Source organism: Bartonella sp. AD328YNZD, assembly GCF_042196425.1.
Genome location: NZ_JBHIQG010000004.1, coordinates 14,202 through 31,785 on the forward strand (window position 1 = coordinate 14,202; position 17,584 = coordinate 31,785).

The following is a 17,584-nucleotide window of genomic DNA, read 5'->3' on the forward strand; positions in this document are numbered from 1 at the left end:
CTTCATTGAATGTACTTATACTGCCTACTTCAAGCGAAACGTTACCAGAATAATATACACAGCATCTGTTAAAGGTATGATTTTTGTGTAAAGTTGATCATTATACCTTTCAGGGAATAAATTGTGGATACATACTATGATACAAACAACTTCACCCAGCCACCCTTGGAGTATCAAAAAACCTACAGCCCTCTTAGTCTTAGCAGATGGAACCATTATTGAAGGTAAAGGAGCAGGTGCTACAGGTATCGCTGAAGCTGAAGTGTGTTTTAACACCGCCATCACAGGCTATGAAGAAATCCTCACCGACCCGTCATACACACAACAAATCGTTAATTTTACTTTTCCTCATATAGGAAATGTAGGGGCAAATAGCGAAGATATTGAAGATCTCTCTCCTCTCAATTGTCATGGTGCTGTTGGCGCTATTTTCAAGGCAGACATTACAAATCCCTCAAATTACCGTGCCAATGAAAATCTTAATCAATGGCTTAAAACGCGTAAAATTATTGCACTTTGTGGTATTGACACACGTGCGCTCACAATTCTTATTCGTGAAAAAGGTGCACAAAATGCTGTCATTGCACATGATGCTAATGGAAATTTTGATATTCCTTCTTTAAAGAGGCGTGCGCAAAAATGGCATGGTCTCGTCAATCTTGACCTTACGAAAGATGTGACATCTCAATCATCAATGCAATGGGATGAAAAAACATGGAGTTGGAATAAAGGATACGGTACAAACAATGTGCACAATCTTCATATCATTGCCATTGACTATGGTATTAAACGCAATATTCTTCGCCTTATGGCAACACAAAAAGCCCGCATTACTGTTGTACCTGCCCACACAACTGCAAAAGAAATTCTGGCAATGAACCCTGATGGCGTTTTTCTTTCTAATGGACCAGGAGACCCCGCAGCTACGGCTCAATATGCCGTTCCAACAATCAAAACATTAATTGATCATAATTTACCAGTTTTTGGAATATGTCTTGGTCATCAACTTCTCGCTCTTACGGTTGGTGCAAAGACCGTGAAAATGCACCAAGGACATCATGGTGCCAACCACCCAGTTAAAGACCTTAACACTGGAAAAGTTGAGATTGTATCGATGAATCACGGTTTTGCCGTAGATTCTACCTCTTTACCACAACATGTTCAAGAAACACATATTTCTCTCTTTGATGGTTCAAACTGTGGTATTCGAATCATTGGAAAACCTGTTTTTTCTGTTCAATACCACCCCGAAGCTTCTCCGGGACCACAAGATAGCCACTACCTCTTTCAGCATTTTAGTGATCTCATTATGAATTATAAAAAAATATCTTAAAATAAAAAGCCTCACCTTTTAGCTTCTCTCCTTTAAATTATATTATCTTCCTACGCACAATTATATTATTTTTATACCTACAACTTATTGAATAAATATTCTTATTTATCATTCTGAAACTAAAAAGAGCGCACTGAATAGCTTAAATTTTTCTCATTCCTCTTCTCTTAAGGTCGTATCCATCAAAATCATTGGCTTTTCCCCCCCCAAGCAAGATAAGTGTGTCGATAAAAACTATTTTTAAAAAGAGTAAAGTGTCTAACCTTCAAATAAATATTGGATTCACAATACAATTTTAAGAATTATATTGTGCATGAGAAGTATAATTCCTACTAAAGAATAAAAAAATTAAATTGTGAGGCAATGCAACAAATCTCTACTTTTTAAAAGATATTGCCGTAGATGGTTTTGAAAACTGTAAAGCCGAATAAAAAAGTAATAGCAAAACAGAAAAAATCTTTTCAATTTTACAACTTTATATTCTTCCAAAATGAGGTTTTCTTTTGATTTTAGAAGTAATGCCAACAAATATAAGCAATATTTTACTTCCAATTTGCCCTATAAAATTTGGAATTGTTCATACAATACTGATACATCTAACTCAGATACATTTTAATCTTTGTTTTCAATATGCTGCTGCATTAGCACTGAATATTAATTTGCAAGCAATAGAAAAAATACGGGCTCCCCTATACAAACAATATGACAAAATAAAAAAAACTATTTTCACTAAATGAAAAGGATATATCGATATTTTATACAACACTTTGTGAAACAAATAACACAAAAAACTTTCTGCCTATAAAATGATACATTTTGTTTATCTTGTGCATTCTCTAGCAAAATAGTACATACCAGCCCCTCTCAACACATTAACGTACCCGCAAGGCAAAAATGACCGTTGCAATGACAAGAAGCAAAAAACCTCCTATAAAAGGAGCACCAGAAAAATAAAACAGTGCATTTTTATCTGTAAAACATTCAAAGAGAAACACATAAAAAACAGAACCAAATATTAAACTTAACGAAATAACAGATGTCATTGCTCCTTGCAGTTCTCCTTGTACATTTGTTGGTACCTGCGCTGAAGCAATAGCACGTATAGGTGCCTGAACAAGATATTCAAGCATTGTGCACGCACAAACCATATAAACCATCCACCCCTGCGTCGCAAATGTATAGCCCAGCATAGCAACGGAGGCAAACAAAAGCCCCACTATAACAATATGCCAATCACTCCATCGTTTAGAAAAATAAGGCAAAATGAGAGCGACTACAATAAATTGGCCTATTCCAAAAACACTATAGGAGATCCCAATAGAAAAAGAACTCCAATCATAGCGTTCTTTTGCAATGAACGCCCAAATGCTTAACCATACAGATTCCGCAAACCAATAAAGAAAAAAGACCAATAATACCCAAAGAACCATCGGATATTGTTTCAGGTGCCAAAAAGCACCTAAGGGATTTGCCCGCTTAATATCAAAAAAGCGCCTATTCCATAAAGAAAGAGTTTCTGGAATCATAGCCCAAGAAAAAATAAAATTAATGAGTGAAAAACCAGCAGCAAAATAAAACGGAATACGCGGACCAAACTGACCTAAAAAACCACCAATAAACGATCCTAAAATAAACCCCAATGCGGATGCAACGCCTAACAGACCAAAATTGCGCGTACGGGTTTTATCATCGGATATATCGGCAAGATAAGCTGTACAAGTTGCAAAACTAGCGCCACTTATCCCCGATAAAAGACGCCCGATAAATAACATAGAATAGCTCCATGCTATAGCACATATGAGATTATCAAGAGCAAAGCAGATAATAGAGACAAGCAAAATAGGACGACGACCATAACGATCAGAGAGATTACCAATAACAGGAGCAAACAAAAACTGCATCACTGAGTAAGCAGCAAGTAATTTTCCTCTTTCTACAAAAGATGCACTGACATCTTTTCCAGTTAACTGAGAAAAATATTCAGGCAAAACAGGACAAATGATCGCAATACAAAGAATATCTAACAATAAAGTGATGAACACTAAAATGAGCCCACGCTGAACAAATTTCGGATTGAGCATTTGGTCTTGCATAACATACACACTACTTTACGCATACAATGACTCCCCCGCTCTATTTTAACTCCCTTTTCCTTTTAAAAGTATTCTATACCGTATATTTTTTACATATAATATAATAACAAAGTAAAAATTACAAAAAGAGTCAAGATAAAAATATAAAATTATTTTTTACTTGATATATCATTATAAAAATATAAGAATATCTTTTATATTAAATGAAAAAATATTTATGATAATAAATCATGAATAATTAATAGTAAAACATAGAGTATTAAAATAACTTTGGAGATATTATGATTAATTTTATAATACATTATTATCACTTATCATACTGCTAATTTTTAAAACATAAACTCTATTAGATACATCAATACCATATAATCATTTAAAACTTTAATAATCATAGTAAAAATATATTAATACTGTAAAAATTGTTTATATTTATTGAATAAATCAAGATTATATGTTATTATTACAGTTAAATGCTAATAAGCATAAGAAAACAGTTCTTTTAGTACGTGTTGTCCATAAACTGTTAAATTCAAAAATGGTGTATAAAATGCGAAAAATATCCCTATTAATTATCACTTTAATGTTAGTGATAGGACGTGATGTCGAAAATTCTTATTCACAAGAGGGGGGGATAGAAAATAAAATAGAAACACAACAAACAACCAGCGTAGAGCTAGATCCCTATACTTTAAATAAATTAAATGCTCTTCTCAAAAAACGTTCAGAAATAAATGATCACGAAAAAGGAGCCATGATTGACTTTCTTTCTGAAGCTTTTTTAGGAACACCTTACAAAGCCCATATGTTACATGGCTCAGAAAATACACCAGAAAAACTGATTATTGATTTTAGAAGCTTAGATAACTTCATTTGTATGGATTATATTGAAGCATTGCGCAAATCAACAACCCCAAAAGAATTCATAAATAACATCATAAAAACGCGTTACATTAAGGGTAATGTTCACTTTTTAAACCGAAAACATTTTTTTACAGACTGGGCTTATAGAGAATATAAACTCGCCACTGATATTACCGCTGAAATAAGTCCTCATGCAGTCAGCGTAGAAAAATATCTCAATAAAAAAGCTGATGATAGACGCTATCTTCCTGGACTTCCAGTTGTGAAACGCACAATAACGTATATTCCAAGTAACTTTATTAATGAAGAGGTTATAAGCCGTTTAAAATCAGGGGATTTCATTGGCATTTATGCAAAACTTGCTGGATTGGATGTAACACATGTAAGTTTCTTTATCATGACAGATAAAGGGCCAATGTTACGACATGCTCCTTCACACAAAGAAAATGAAAAAGTCGTCGATACCCCTTTTATGGATTATGTTGCAAAAACACCAGGAATCGTCGTTTTAAGAGCCCTTGAATAACATCATAGCGATATGGAATATCTTCTCTATTCTTAAAATATATACTGTCGTTATTCCGGCAAACATCTAACTTCGTTCAAGCTATCCGGATACAATATATTTGTTTACAGTTTTAAGAGAAAAAAGTCGTTTTGATCTAACTTTGTTTATAGGTATGACAAAATCATTTTTGGAGAAATTACGAATTTGTAATCACTTTTACTTATTGAAAGATAAAGACAGAAAAAACTCTACTATAGTATCACGCTTTCTTTTCATATTCTCAACCAAAAGTTATCTATAGATTACAGCTAATCTGATCTTTACAAATATAACGAAAAATACACAAACGAATGTTTGTAAATATAAGTAAAAGTAAAGCCAGATATGTTTGGTTATTGTCTATAAAGTATTTTATAAAAATTCGATCTACCTCTCTAATTTATTGCGTATAAATTTTTGACTTTATAGCATTGTTTTCCTTATAAAGCCTTTTCTTTTTGTTGTTGTCTATAAATTAAAATAGCCCTGATATAGCAGCATATTTATGATCAAAATGCACCAGTACTGTACGAGTCCTTGTAAAATTTTGATGCCAGATTGAAATAAAAATATGAAAGTATCAATTAAAAACCAGTCTCTATCTTTAGCATCATTCTTTAGTCCAGCTTTGCGATTTTCTACAGCAACGACAATAATATCCTTTAAAGAGTAGAGATATGAGCATTATTTTTTGTTTTTTCATTCTTTAATGTGTCCCCATCCTTCATGTAATAAAGAACACTCAAAACAGAACACATTGTATCGATAAAACAACACATTTATTAGCAACAATAATGATGATTAATCTATGATCACAAACTTTAAAATTCTATTCATAACTTTTATATAAAATTTACAATTAAATCTCATTAAACTTATTACGAAGGCTTCACTCCTCTTCTCCCTAAGCAATGAAACATCTACTCCTGACAGTCTGTAAACAATCCGTTTTCTTAAGTGAATTTAAGCTGCTAACCATTTCATGAGATTCACTTACAAAAGAATACACCGGCAAATCCTATTTTGAATATTTACTCCATACTCTAGAAACACTTAATAGATCAAACTTTATATGCCTTATCTCACCACACCTTAAATGGCAGTGTTTTAACGACATAGAATAAATCTTGCCTTAAATACTCTGTTTAACCTTGTATACTTGATTAATGCAAAAATTAAATCAACGAAAGAGCATCATTGTATTTTCGAGAGATATGAATCACCCCATCATAAAAAAACAGTCTAACATAACAGACAATTTGAAAAATCTTTTTATATAAAAGGGATTACCGTTGTACCGGGAGGCAATTTTGCCTCATCTTCAGGCTCGACATGAATAGAAATACGTACATTATCAAATTCTTTTTGAAGAACAGCTTCGATTTTATCACAAATTTTATGTGCTTCTCCTACCTGCATTACAGAAGGCACAACCAAATGAAACTCTATAAAAGTAACCCTCCCAGCAACACGCGTCCGCAAATCATGGACCTCAAGCGCACCCGATGCATTTGCAGAAATCAGCTCCCGAATCCGCATGCTTTCATTCAATTCAACACCAACATCCATTAATCCCTGAACAGCATTTCTAATCACCTTCCAGCCCTGTAAGAGAATATTAACGGCAACGATTATCGCTAAAATTGGATCTAAAGCTCCCCATCCTCCGACAAAACCGGCAATCAAACCAATTAAAATTGCAAGCGACGTAAAAACATCTGTTATAAAATGTACTCCATCAGCTTTAAGAGCCGGTGAGCGATGGAGTTTTCCCTGCCCAATAAGAACCATTCCCCACATACAGTTTATGACAGTTGCAATAAGATGAATAGCAAGCCATATTCCAGGTTTCTGCAACAATTTAACGGTCGAAAGAGCTATCCATGCTTCTCTTAAAATAACAATTGCCGCAATAATAATGAGTACCCCTTCAAGAATTGCGGAAAAATATTCCGCTTTATGATGCCCAAAGGGATGATCATGATCTGCTGGCTTCATACTCACTTTAACAGCCCACCATGCTGCCAATGACGCAAGGATATTAACGATTGATTCCAATGCATCAGAATAAAGTGCAACCGAACCTGTGATGTGATATGCCCAATATTTCAAAGCAAAAACAATACACGCAATAAAAATAGAGTATAAAGTTAAGCTTTGTATATTGATTTTTACATCCATGAACCTCATCCTTTTCTTCACGAAATAGGGAATTAATATTTTCAACCATATCATTATACTTTTGGCATAACGACGATCTTTCCTCAATATTACAGAAGCTTCATCATACAATAAACGCTTCAGCTCACCATTATTATCGTAAAAACTGCTCAGTTACACGAACAGCACCAATAAATAAAGAAGAGAGAAAATAATAGAAAGAAGAGCTTTCCCAAGAGCAATCAAACACATAACCTTCATTATTAATCGTTTTCTGAATAACTTAAAGCCATCTCACTTCTCATAAACGAAAAACTTGTTTTTTCTCAAATCTATCATAATCATGCATTTTTTTAGTCTTATGATGTGCATTATAAGCCATCTTTGCACCTTAGAAAAAATATCTTAGCACTCTACGGTAACCTTACAGGTCAACTGGATTTTAAAATATGATTTACTAAAAAATTTAGATATAAAAAGAAGAACAATGATTACCCTCAAAAAAAAAGAATCTGGGCATTGGGGACCCAGATTCTTTTCCCTTAGAAATTAAGGGCATACAGAACTTGGGAAATAGCGGGGACCCAAGACACTGCACCCGATACAAGAAAAATATATGATTCCGTATCAGTACTTTTACTGTATACCTATGGTTGTATATTGTCAATACAAATTCTACCATAAGTTTTAAAAATATTTTTTTATCTCTTTTTTTTAAAATAAAACAAATTCAAACATCTGGAAATCATAAGAAAAAAACACTAAAAATCTCGCCATGCATTTGAATATCATAACAATCAATGAAACAGATGATCCACGCCTAAAAGCCTATCATAATATCCGTGAAAAAGATCTTGTTGGACGGCAACATCAATTTATTGCTGAAGGCAAAGTAACATTGTCCGCATTACTACACTCAAAAGAGTTTTCTGCCATCTCACTGCTCATCGTAGCAAACCGTCTCTCTGGACTTCTACCGCTTTTAGAAAAAACACAGCCCCTATGTCCCATTTATTGCGTTCCACAAAAAGTTATGGATAATATCACCGGCTTCCATGTTCATCGTGGTGTTCTGGGTATTGGTAAACGCAAAATACTGCCATCCTTACAAAGTTTTTTACAATATCTTCCAGAAAAAGCTTTGATTCTTGTTTTATGTGGTATCTCGAATCACGATAATATGGGATCAATTTTTCGTAATGCAGCAGCCTTTGCCAGTAATGGCATTATTGTCGACAAAACCTCATGCGATCCACTTTATCGCAAATCAATAAGAGTTTCTGCCGGCGCTGCTTTAAAAGTACCCTATACGCAAAACGCTGATATAGATGACATTATAGCTGCTCTAAACGATGAAAACTTTCACCTTTATGCACTCTCCCCTTCTGCCTCACACACTCTCAAACAAGCCAACAAAACCAAAAGAATAGCACTTATTTTTGGAACAGAAGGCGATGGCTTACCACCCCATATACTACAACAATCAAACACCTTACGTATTCCCATGACTGACGGTTTTGACAGCCTTAATGTTGCCACAGCCTCAGGTATTGCACTTGCCCATTTTACTAACTTTGACCCCTAAAGATGAGAACACTTCAAGTTATAGAACATATCCAATGTTGTGTGTTATCTACCAGTCTCCAATAATATTACCGTTCCCTAGCCTTTGAAAACATTGATAAAAAACATTTTCACATTTTCTTTATAATCATTTTCCACACCCTAACCCCGCTTATGAAATGCAGAAGATATAATTTTGATGGATTCAATCATAAAATAAACTTTCAATGAGAAAATTTTCCGGAAGTCTCTCATTCAAGTTTAAGATTAAAAAATATCATTATAAATCAATTCACTATGCTTTATAAAGCTGTTGTTTTTAGTTCTGAGGAAACAGAACTTTTGTTTCAAGATTGCATAAAACGCGCTTCAACATCATTTCAGTATCGGCTGCACGTTCTGAATGTGTTACAAATCCTCCCCCAAGAATACGCGCCTCATGACCATTTCCATCATAAAGAACGCAAGCTTGCCCTGGTGCCACACCATTTTCACATTCCAATAAATCAACGGAAAAAATACCTTCTTTATAATGTAAGCGCGCAAGGTGAGGAGGACGCGTTGAACGCACCTTTACAGCCACCTCAATACCTTGAGAAGGGAAATTATCTAACGGTTCATCACCAAGCCAATTCACATCACGTAAAAAAAGCTTATGCGTTTCTAACATTTCACGCGGTCCAACAATAACACGTGCATTTTCCACATCGAGATAAATCACATACAGCGCTTCACCCGTTGACACCCCAATACCACGACGTTGACCAACAGTATAATTAACAATTCCCGAATGTTTACCTAAAATCTTTCCATCAATATGGACAATAACGCCAGGATTAGCTGCTTCTGGACGCAGTTTTGCGATAACATCTGAATATTTTCCTTGTGGAACAAAACAAATATCCTGACTATCATGCTTATTGGCAACCACAAAGCCCATTTCTGCTGCCATTTCACGAACGCGGGCTTTTGGAAGGTCACCAAGTGGAAAACGCAAATAATCAATCTGTTCTTGTGTCGTTGCAAAGAGAAAATAACTCTGATCACGATCATTATCGAGAGGACGAAAGAGTGCTCGATGCGCTCCGTGGGAACGCGAACGAATATAATGTCCCGTAGCCAAAGCATCTGCCCCCAATTCGCGTGCCGTTGCTAATAAATCAGCAAACTTAACCGTTTGATTACATGCAATACATGGTACTGGGGTCTCTCCATGAGCATAACTTTCTGCAAAAGGATCAATAACAGCTTCGCGAAAGCGCTTTTCATAATCAAGAACATAATGCGGTATTCCTAGTGTTTCTGCGACGCGGCGAGCATCTTCAATATCTTGTCCTGCACAACACGCCCCCACCCGATGCGTTGCTTCCCCATGATCATAAAGCTGCAACGTAATGCCAATAACATTATACCCTTCCTTTTTCAAAAGACCTGCAACAACCGATGAATCAACCCCCCCCGACATTGCAACAACAATGCGAGAATCCTCAGGTTGTCCTGGTAAATCAAGGCTGTTTAAAAACATGTATTCATTCTCTATTTAATGCTCTCTTTAATGGATACCCATCTATTATTAATATTCTGATGCGCGTTCTTTGCCACTTTTATACTATTAATTGCTCTTTATATTGTTTTTTTATCCTTTCCACAACCATAGCATCACATTCTAAAAAGCTGCTGCAAACAAAAAAAGAATGATGGAAATAAGGCATAATGGTAATTGTTTAGGAGAAATCCTTTTAGAAAACCTTTTTTCTCTTTTGAAAAATCCAGTAAAATATTGCAAGAATCTCTTCTAACACTTCAACTTGAGCTTCTTTTTACATACCCAATCACTTTATTAATTTTTTCTTTCAGCGCTTTTAGCTCTTTTTTAAATTTCATGCTCTATAAACGAATCAAGTCCTTGACTAAAGGTAGAGGATACGAATGAGCAACTTGATAAAAACACAAATGAAATATGTTATTGGGCCAGATGGAAGTCCGCTTACAATTGCCGACCTACCGCCGCAAACAACACGGCGCTGGGTGATTCGTCGCAAAGCTGAAGTTGTTGCGGCTGTCAGAGGTGGATTATTAAGTCTTGACGAAGCGTGCCACCGTTATACTTTGACTGTAGAAGAATTTCTTTCATGGCAAAGTTTAATCGATGAACACGGTTTAGCGGGATTACGAACGACCAAGATTCAACACTACAGGCATTAAGTTGCCATTGATTAATAACATAAAGCAATCCATAAAACAGCTAAACTTGATAAAAGTTTGGCTGTTTTATACTATATCCAAAAGATAAACCTGAAAGAATGGATTTTTCAATAATTGCTTTTATCATCCAGCCATTAAATTAGCCAACCATTGAATTAGATTGAATCAAAATATCCTTATCATCCGCAGCAATCTTCTTTTCTCGTGCTTCCAAAAGCTGTGCACGTTGCAGCTCTGTATTAGCTTCATGGAGAGCAATTTCAGCATTTGTTTTTTGAAGTTCTAAATCACGAATTGAATTGATCAGATTATCACGTCTTTGCCGCGCTGCACGCGCAAAAGCAGAATAAGCAAAATGGTGAACATCATTGTTTCCAGATTTACGTTCTTCATGAGTAATCTGTGCTTCCAACTCTAACACCATTCGTTCAAATTCTGCGATCATCATCTCAAGCTGTGCAATTTCACGGCGCTTTCCACGCACTTGAAACATCCTCAATCGCACCATATTTTCTCGTGGCTTCATACTCACTACTCCTTGATTGCGCCAACTCAAAACTCGCATTTACACCCAATAAATATCTTTTAGTTATATATCTATCCGACAAAAACAGTCTATTAACTTGAAATTATAATAATTTCTGCCTTTCATTAAAGCATCTGAAAATACAATCTGCTTTAAAGAGTAATAACTATTTCTTTAACTTTTCCCCCATTATAAACTGAAGAGGTTTAAAGCTCAGTAAATAAACACTGAAATTGTAAAAAAGTAATTTATAAAGCTCTTTTACAATTTTTTTTTAAGTTAAAGTTTATAAAAAAGTCCTCCTTTTTTATTATGTTAAAAAATATAGGATTTTTCTAAAATAATTTTGTAGCCTCTTTCAAAAATAAAAATATTTTGTTAACCACTATCATGGATAGTGGGGAATTTAGTAGTGATTGTTACGCGTACTACTGAAATGTTCATAAACGCTTTGTTATAAGTGTTTGATTTAATGAATTGTTTTTATAACAGTGGTTTTGCTAACTGATATAAAATAGAAATGCTCCTTATGATTCGTGAAGGAGCAAAGTGAGGGATCTAAAATGCGCGTATTATTAATTGAAGATGATAGAGCAATTACTCAAAGCATTGAGTTGATGTTAAAGTCGGCTAACTTTAATGTTTATATCACTGATCTGGGTGAAGAAGGTATCGATTTGGGAAAACTCTATGATTATGATATCATTTTGCTTGATCTGAATTTGCCTGACATGTCAGGGTATGATGTCTTGCGGACTCTAAGGTTGGCAAAAATAAAAACTCCTGTCCTAATCCTTTCTGGTATGAATGCCATTGAAGACAAGGTTCGTGGTTTTGGCTTTGGAGCAGACGACTATATGACGAAGCCTTTTCATAAGGATGAGCTCATTGCACGTATCCATGCAGTTGTTCGTCGTTCAAAAGGGCATGCACAATCGGTTATTGTTACCGGAGATCTCACCGTTAACCTTGACACAAAAACTGTCGAAGTTGCAGGGCGCCCTGTTCATTTAACCGGTAAAGAGTACCAAATGCTAGAGCTTCTCTCTTTACGCAAAGGTACAACACTTACTAAGGAAATGTTTCTCAATCATCTCTATGGTGGAATGGATGAACCAGAACTAAAGATTATCGATGTTTTTATCTGTAAATTGCGGAAAAAATTGGAAGCAGTCTCTTCCAGTGTAAATTACATTGATACAGTTTGGGGACGTGGTTATGTATTACGTGATCCAGTTGAAGAGAACGTACGAAAAACCGCTTAAGCAGTGAACATGCACATTGTAAAATCTCGGAGTGTAGCGGGCCGAGATTTTTTCCGAGATCTTTTCTCTTTTAAAAGTAGAGACTCGCACACAAAAAATTTCATATAGAAAGCGCTTAAAGCTTAAGAAGTAACCACACCCAATTTACACATATAACCTTATCACTCATAAGTTCAATCGAAGCCACTTTTCCCAACACAGCTTAAGCGCTTCTCTCTTATTCAAAGCTTTTTTACACTTTCTAAAACAATACAACCATCACTTTCATCAATATTTATTTTCATCTCTGTCATCTGAGCAAGTAACATTGTGTAATAAAATTGGATGACATGTGCATCAATAAGCTCTTCTTGAACTTCTCCACGAAATAACGCAAGAAAATGAGGGGGGATACGGAGAGTTCTACCGAAAACCTCAAATCGAAAAGAACGTTTATTTTCTTCTTGCAAAATCATAACAACAATTTCACCACCACGAGAAACTGTTGCGTTTGCAATCAATAATAAATTAAGCAAAAGTTTAACTTCATCTTTTGCTAACAATAAAGAAGAAGTTTGCCATTTTAAAGTTGCTTTTTCTTCTTTCATATATTGCTGAGCAACCTGCTCTGCAGCCCGTGTATCTATTTGTCCTCCACTTGCACCAGCAAAACCAAAAGCTAATCGCGCAAATTGTAGACGTGCAGCAGCACTCGCAACGGATAAACGCACCAATTGTAAAGCATCTTCTTCAGCTCCTCCTTCATCATAAAGCTCCATTGCATTTTGAATAGCCCCCACAGGTGAAATCAAATCATGGCAAATACGACTACAAAGCAAAGCAGCAAGATCCATAGGCTTCAAAAAAATATCTAACGTCATAATGATTGAAAACTCCTAGATTCAAAAAAACAAACTTTATTTTAAAGAAAAACTCTTAACATCTGATGCATAATAGGAAACATTAACAATCATGCTAAAAAATTTAGAAATAAATTCAAGAATTTAAATAACCTTATATCTTATTTTTTATTTGAATAGAATGAAAATTCTAATATTATCTTTTTGTTTATCACTAATAAAAGGAGAAAACTCTATGGCTCTCTCTCTGCTCAAATACTGGTACAAAAATATTATATCTTTAATCTTCCTTTTATTCATCACCATAAACACTACACAAGCTCGACTAAAACCAATAGAGCAAAACGAACCTCATTATTCACTCCAAGAAATTATTGATTCTGGTCATATCTTTTTTGGAAAAACAGCCAGTGGTCTGGCTGTTGCAATTCAAAATATTTTTTCAAAATACGGTTATCCCAATGCCTATATTTTAGGAGAAGAAGCTTCTGGTGCCTTTTTTGCTGGATTAACCTATGGCGAAGGAATGGTTTTTACCAAAAGCTATGGTCAACATAAAGTTTTTTGGCAAGGTCCCTCAGTAGGATGGGATTTTGGCGGACAAGGCTCCCGTTTAATGATCTTAGTTTACAATCTTAATGGCATAAATAATTTATGGAGACGCTATGGAGGTATTTCAGGTTCGGCCTATTTAATTGCAGGTGTTGGTTTTCATGTCCTCAAATACCATAATACCTTGTTAATCCCAATACGTACAGGAGTCGGCGCTCGCCTTGGTATCAATATAGGATATTTAAAATTAACACCTAAACCGACATGGAATCCGTTTTAAACGGTTTCTTATTTGAAAAGGGGTATTATGCTTATTCAATCATTTCTTTTTTTTATACTTGGAGTTGCTTTTACTTCCTGGTTACTGGTGCTTTTATCTCCTTTTATTTGGCGTAAAGCCGTTCATTTTGCGTATAAAGATGTTTGTGCGAAAATGCCATTATCACTCGCGGAAATAGAAGCAAATCACGATTTTCTTCGTGCACAACATGCTGTAGAATTAGCAAACAACCAAAAAAAGTACGAATTTTTGCAAAAAAAATATGTCCAACAAAAAATACAACTGAGCCAAGTAACAGAACAATTTTATCGGCTATGCCTCCCCACAAAAGATACTCTCACCAAAGAAGCGATAGCAATCAAACAAAATATCGCCACACTACACACTTCCAAAGGAAAGACAAATGATGCGTGAAAAAGTCGCACACTATCAGCAACGCTTACAAAAAATCCAAACTCATGAGCTGGACACGACCGCTAACCAGCAACTGCTAGAAGAACTCCGAGAAGAAACAAAAGAACTTGCAGCAACATTGGCAGCTCACATAGCACTACAAGAGGGGAATACATCACCCATCAACACATTGATTCAAAAATCCAAAAGCAAAAATGACCTAGCATCACGTATTCGCCAAAAAATAAAGCTTCTCTCCCAAGTCCCCCTTAAATAAGTTGTCTTTAAAAACACCTTAAATGAAGAGTGAAATCAACAAAGAGCTCTCATAACCGAAATATTTTTTATTAAACGTGGCTTTCTCACTAAACGAAAGAACAAACTTTCTTAAATCCACGCCGTTTTGTAAAAAAAACATCTTCTTGTCTCGCTGGTTCTCCTTGCTGATCATATCACCGCCCTAAAAGACAACATTTCATGAGTCCAGACAATTATACTTAAAAACATTTGCCACACACTCTAATAAAAATATTTTCTAAAATGGATCCATTCATAAAGCTTTTACATATTTTTAAAGATAAAAGAACTCTCTCAAGAGTAATAAAAGTCTTTTATTTTCTGAATAATCATATCCTGATCATTCTGCGTTAAATAAGGATGCATGGGTAAACTTAAAACACAATCTCCTAAAGACTCTGAAACAGAAAGAGAATCTGTGACATAAGGAAAATGTTTATAAGCAGGCTGTTTATGTAAAGGAGTTTTATAATAAACCATTGTAGGAATATAATTTTTTTGTAAAAAATCTTTTAGTTTATCACGTTCTTTTACCTTAATCGTATATTGTGCATAAGCAGAACGAATATTTTCTCCTATTTCTGGAACTGTAACAATATCTCTTAAGCCATCGGAATAACGTTGAGCAATTTCTACACGCTTTTGCATTTCATCTTCAAAGATAACAAACTTTTCTAATAAAATTGCAGCTTGAATGCTATCTAAGCGCGAATTCATACCAATACGGACATTATCATATTGCGTTTCACCTTTACCATGAAACAAAATAGAACGTAAAAGTTCTGCCAAATGATCATCATTGGTCATCATAGCACCTCCATCACCATAACATCCTAATGGTTTTGCAGGATAAAAACTTGTGGCCGCTACATCACCAAAAGCACCACACATAGTATTACCGCTTCTTCCGCCCATAGATTGTGCAGCATCTTCAATCACAAAAAGATTTTCCTTTGCTGCTACTTGAGCAATTTGCACATAGTCAGCAGGCAGCCCAAACAAATCAACAGCAATAAGAGCTTTTGGCTTTAGACGTCCTTCTTTTTTTACCATTTCAATTGCATGAGAAAGTTTTTCAACATCAATATTGAATGTATCAGGTAAAACATCAACAAAAACAGGTTTAGCCCCCACCAAAGCAACCACTTCAGCCGTTGCAGAAAACGTAAAACTAGGACAAAAAACAGCATCCCCTGGACCAATATTTTTAGCCATAAGAGGCATCTTCAAAGCATCTGTTCCATTAGCACATGCAATCACATGTTTAACGCCAAGATATTCTGCCAATTTCTCTTCAAATTCTGTTACTTTTGGCCCCAAAATATACTTACCACTAGCGACTACATGCGCAATTGCAGAATTAATTTTATCTTCAATACGCGCACGCTGCGCCCCAAGGTCGATGAATTGCATATTAACTCCATTGATCATCACAAGAATGCAAAAGCGCTACCTATCTCTTTTATCTATCATAATTGATATCAGCAGCTGTTAAAATCCGTAAAACCGCAATAGCATCATCACCATTTGTACGAGGCGATTGACGCGTTTCAATACAATGAAGGAAATGCCGTAATTCGCAAGTAAGCGGCAAATCTTCACAAACATCAATGTAATTCAGCTCATCCATGCTAAAAGCCCACTCTTGATTTTCTTTCCAAACGGCAAAATGGTGCATTGCCAATTTACGACTCCACGGTTCCATATCATCAAAAACGAGTATAGCCTTTGTTCCAACAACAATTAAACGCCTCTCACGATAAGAACTCAAGCGTGAAGTAAAAAGATGACTACGCACACCATTTGGAAAAGTCATATGAATATGAGAAAAATCAGAAATCTGATCAACGACAGCAGCGCCCTCACCACGAATTTCGGAAGGCTCACATCCTGTCAACGCCAAAATCATTGAGAGATCATGAGGGGCAAGATCCCATAAAGCATCACTGTGTGTGTGAAATTTTCCAAAGCCTAATCTATGAGAATAAATATATCGCACATCTCCCACATCTCCGTTTTTCACCAATTCACACATTTTTTCAAAAGCTGGATGAAAACGCAAAATATGGCCCACCATAAAAACTCGCTCATAGGCCTCAGCCTCCTGAACTTGGCGTTTAGCATCAGAAACATTCAAGGCTATAGGTTTTTCCACCAAAACATCTTTACCATTTTTAACAGCACGCAGCACATTTTGCGTGTGAAATTGTGGAGGCAGCGCCAACACCAGTGCATCAATATCTCTATGAGCAAAAAGATCATCTGGTTTAATAATCTCCACACCATACAGTGTTGCAAAACTGGCAGCACGATCACTATCAATATCAGAAACTGCTGCTAAAGCCCCAAGAGAGTGAAGTGTCTTTATATGATTTCCACCCCAATGACCGCATCCTAAAACCGCTACACGTGGCACCATTTTTACGCCTTACCTTACTTTATCATATAAAACTACACTTACATATCGAGGATAAAATAAAATAACAAGAAAAAAGCTTCAAAACGATGCTTGACATCTTACTATTCTACCCCTTATATCCGCAAAAGATGAAATAGTTTACAGTAATATATCTGTTTTGGCGGAGTAGCTCAGTAGGTTAGAGCAGAGGAATCATAATCCTTGTGTCGGGGGTTCAAATCCCTCCTCCGCTACCATTGTAGCTTGCCAGC

At 35.6% G+C, this 17,584-nt stretch carries 14 protein-coding genes, 1 tRNA gene and 1 pseudogene; 9 read left to right on the forward strand and 7 right to left on the reverse strand.

The genetic code is table 11. The features are described 5' to 3' along the window. Positions 1–136: 136 nt before the first annotated feature. Positions 137–1,333, forward strand: a complete 1,197-nt coding sequence (gene carA / locus ACFIO3_RS00545) for a glutamine-hydrolyzing carbamoyl-phosphate synthase small subunit (RefSeq protein ID WP_375615070.1) — start codon at positions 137–139, stop codon at positions 1,331–1,333. A gap of 872 nt (positions 1,334–2,205) precedes the next feature. On the opposite strand, the gene ACFIO3_RS00550 is transcribed toward carA, so the two are convergent. Next, positions 2,206–3,426 carry an MFS transporter gene (locus tag ACFIO3_RS00550; RefSeq protein ID WP_375606938.1) on the reverse strand — a complete coding sequence of 407 codons (1,221 nt, stop codon included), beginning with the start codon at positions 3,424–3,426 and terminating at the stop codon, positions 2,206–2,208. 547 nt (positions 3,427–3,973) lie between these two features. On the opposite strand from ACFIO3_RS00550, the gene ACFIO3_RS00555 reads away from it, so the two are divergent. Then, a complete protein-coding gene (locus tag ACFIO3_RS00555; RefSeq protein WP_375606937.1) occupies positions 3,974–4,813 on the forward strand; it encodes an N-acetylmuramoyl-L-alanine amidase-like domain-containing protein in 840 nt (279 codons plus the stop codon). Positions 4,814–6,106: 1,293 nt separating this feature from the next. Here the strand turns inward: ACFIO3_RS00555 and ACFIO3_RS00560 are convergent. After that, the gene (locus ACFIO3_RS00560) at positions 6,107–7,015 is read right to left on the reverse strand and encodes a cation diffusion facilitator family transporter (protein WP_375615069.1); all 909 of its coding nucleotides are present in this window, start codon (positions 7,013–7,015) and stop codon (positions 6,107–6,109) included. A 754-nt stretch (positions 7,016–7,769) separates the two neighbouring features. Between ACFIO3_RS00560 and ACFIO3_RS00565 the strand changes: the two genes are divergently transcribed. After that, positions 7,770–8,579 carry a TrmH family RNA methyltransferase gene (locus tag ACFIO3_RS00565; RefSeq protein ID WP_375606935.1) on the forward strand — a complete coding sequence of 270 codons (810 nt, stop codon included), beginning with the start codon at positions 7,770–7,772 and terminating at the stop codon, positions 8,577–8,579. A gap of 280 nt (positions 8,580–8,859) precedes the next feature. Here ACFIO3_RS00565 and mnmA read toward each other — a convergent pair. After that, positions 8,860–10,082, reverse strand: a pseudogene (gene mnmA / locus ACFIO3_RS00570) (tRNA 2-thiouridine(34) synthase MnmA). Positions 10,083–10,486: 404 nt separating this feature from the next. On the opposite strand from mnmA, the gene ACFIO3_RS00575 reads away from it, so the two are divergent. After that, positions 10,487–10,762: a DUF1153 domain-containing protein gene (locus ACFIO3_RS00575; RefSeq protein WP_273790817.1), complete on the forward strand. Its 276-nt coding sequence runs from the start codon at positions 10,487–10,489 to the stop codon at positions 10,760–10,762. Positions 10,763–10,901: 139 nt separating this feature from the next. On the opposite strand, the gene ACFIO3_RS00580 is transcribed toward ACFIO3_RS00575, so the two are convergent. Then, the gene (locus ACFIO3_RS00580; RefSeq protein ID WP_375606932.1) at positions 10,902–11,288 is read right to left on the reverse strand and encodes a flagellar export protein FliJ; all 387 of its coding nucleotides are present in this window, start codon (positions 11,286–11,288) and stop codon (positions 10,902–10,904) included. A gap of 563 nt (positions 11,289–11,851) precedes the next feature. Between ACFIO3_RS00580 and ctrA the strand changes: the two genes are divergently transcribed. After that, on the forward strand, positions 11,852–12,553 hold the full coding sequence (gene ctrA, locus ACFIO3_RS00585; RefSeq protein WP_375606931.1) for a response regulator transcription factor CtrA: 702 nt from the start codon (positions 11,852–11,854) through the stop codon (positions 12,551–12,553). 221 nt (positions 12,554–12,774) lie between these two features. Here the strand turns inward: ctrA and chpT are convergent, their stop codons facing one another. Next, entirely contained in the window at positions 12,775–13,413 is a 639-nt protein-coding gene (chpT, locus tag ACFIO3_RS00590; RefSeq protein ID WP_375686629.1) for a histidine phosphotransferase ChpT, read from the reverse strand. Between the two features lie 214 nt (positions 13,414–13,627). Here chpT and ACFIO3_RS00595 point away from each other — a divergent pair, with 214 nt between their 5' ends. The 3 genes from ACFIO3_RS00595 to ACFIO3_RS00605 are packed head-to-tail and all read left to right on the forward strand — an operon-like array spanning position 13,628 to position 14,894. Beyond that, positions 13,628–14,224, forward strand: a complete 597-nt coding sequence (locus ACFIO3_RS00595) for a DUF1134 domain-containing protein (RefSeq protein WP_375606929.1) — start codon at positions 13,628–13,630, stop codon at positions 14,222–14,224. A gap of 27 nt (positions 14,225–14,251) precedes the next feature. Next, a complete protein-coding gene (locus tag ACFIO3_RS00600; RefSeq protein ID WP_375606928.1) occupies positions 14,252–14,638 on the forward strand; it encodes a hypothetical protein in 387 nt (128 codons plus the stop codon). Beyond that, the gene (locus tag ACFIO3_RS00605) at positions 14,628–14,894 is read left to right on the forward strand and encodes a hypothetical protein (RefSeq protein ID WP_375608211.1); all 267 of its coding nucleotides are present in this window, start codon (positions 14,628–14,630) and stop codon (positions 14,892–14,894) included. Before ACFIO3_RS00600 ends, ACFIO3_RS00605 begins: the two co-directional genes overlap by 11 nt. A 314-nt stretch (positions 14,895–15,208) precedes the next feature. On the opposite strand, the gene ACFIO3_RS00610 is transcribed toward ACFIO3_RS00605, so the two are convergent. After that, complete coding sequence (locus tag ACFIO3_RS00610; RefSeq protein WP_375606926.1) at positions 15,209–16,327, reverse strand: DegT/DnrJ/EryC1/StrS family aminotransferase; 1,119 nt, start codon at positions 16,325–16,327, stop codon at positions 15,209–15,211. A 49-nt stretch (positions 16,328–16,376) separates the two neighbouring features. Then, positions 16,377–17,333 carry a Gfo/Idh/MocA family protein gene (locus ACFIO3_RS00615; protein WP_375606925.1) on the reverse strand — a complete coding sequence of 319 codons (957 nt, stop codon included), beginning with the start codon at positions 17,331–17,333 and terminating at the stop codon, positions 16,377–16,379. A 159-nt stretch (positions 17,334–17,492) separates the two neighbouring features. Between ACFIO3_RS00615 and ACFIO3_RS00620 the strand changes: the two genes are divergently transcribed. Further along, positions 17,493–17,569: transfer RNA gene (locus ACFIO3_RS00620), tRNA-Met, on the forward strand. Positions 17,570–17,584 lie beyond the last annotated feature (15 nt).

Coding starts and splice junctions, on each gene's coding strand:
- ACFIO3_RS00550 (WP_375606938.1), bottom strand. CDS start 3,426: ATGCAAGACCAAATGCTCAATCCGAAATTTGTTCAGCGTGGGCTCATT.
- ACFIO3_RS00615 (WP_375606925.1), bottom strand. CDS start 17,333: ATGGTGCCACGTGTAGCGGTTTTAGGATGCGGTCATTGGGGTGGAAAT.
- ACFIO3_RS00600 (WP_375606928.1), top strand. CDS start 14,252: ATGCTTATTCAATCATTTCTTTTTTTTATACTTGGAGTTGCTTTTACT.
- chpT (WP_375686629.1), bottom strand. CDS start 13,413: ATGACGTTAGATATTTTTTTGAAGCCTATGGATCTTGCTGCTTTGCTT.
- ctrA (WP_375606931.1), top strand. CDS start 11,852: ATGCGCGTATTATTAATTGAAGATGATAGAGCAATTACTCAAAGCATT.
- ACFIO3_RS00610 (WP_375606926.1), bottom strand. CDS start 16,327: ATGCAATTCATCGACCTTGGGGCGCAGCGTGCGCGTATTGAAGATAAA.
- ACFIO3_RS00575 (WP_273790817.1), top strand. CDS start 10,487: ATGAGCAACTTGATAAAAACACAAATGAAATATGTTATTGGGCCAGAT.
- ACFIO3_RS00555 (WP_375606937.1), top strand. CDS start 3,974: ATGCGAAAAATATCCCTATTAATTATCACTTTAATGTTAGTGATAGGA.
- carA (WP_375615070.1), top strand. CDS start 137: ATGATACAAACAACTTCACCCAGCCACCCTTGGAGTATCAAAAAACCT.
- ACFIO3_RS00560 (WP_375615069.1), bottom strand. CDS start 7,015: ATGGATGTAAAAATCAATATACAAAGCTTAACTTTATACTCTATTTTT.
- ACFIO3_RS00595 (WP_375606929.1), top strand. CDS start 13,628: ATGGCTCTCTCTCTGCTCAAATACTGGTACAAAAATATTATATCTTTA.
- ACFIO3_RS00605 (WP_375608211.1), top strand. CDS start 14,628: ATGATGCGTGAAAAAGTCGCACACTATCAGCAACGCTTACAAAAAATC.
- ACFIO3_RS00580 (WP_375606932.1), bottom strand. CDS start 11,288: ATGAAGCCACGAGAAAATATGGTGCGATTGAGGATGTTTCAAGTGCGT.
- ACFIO3_RS00565 (WP_375606935.1), top strand. CDS start 7,770: ATGCATTTGAATATCATAACAATCAATGAAACAGATGATCCACGCCTA.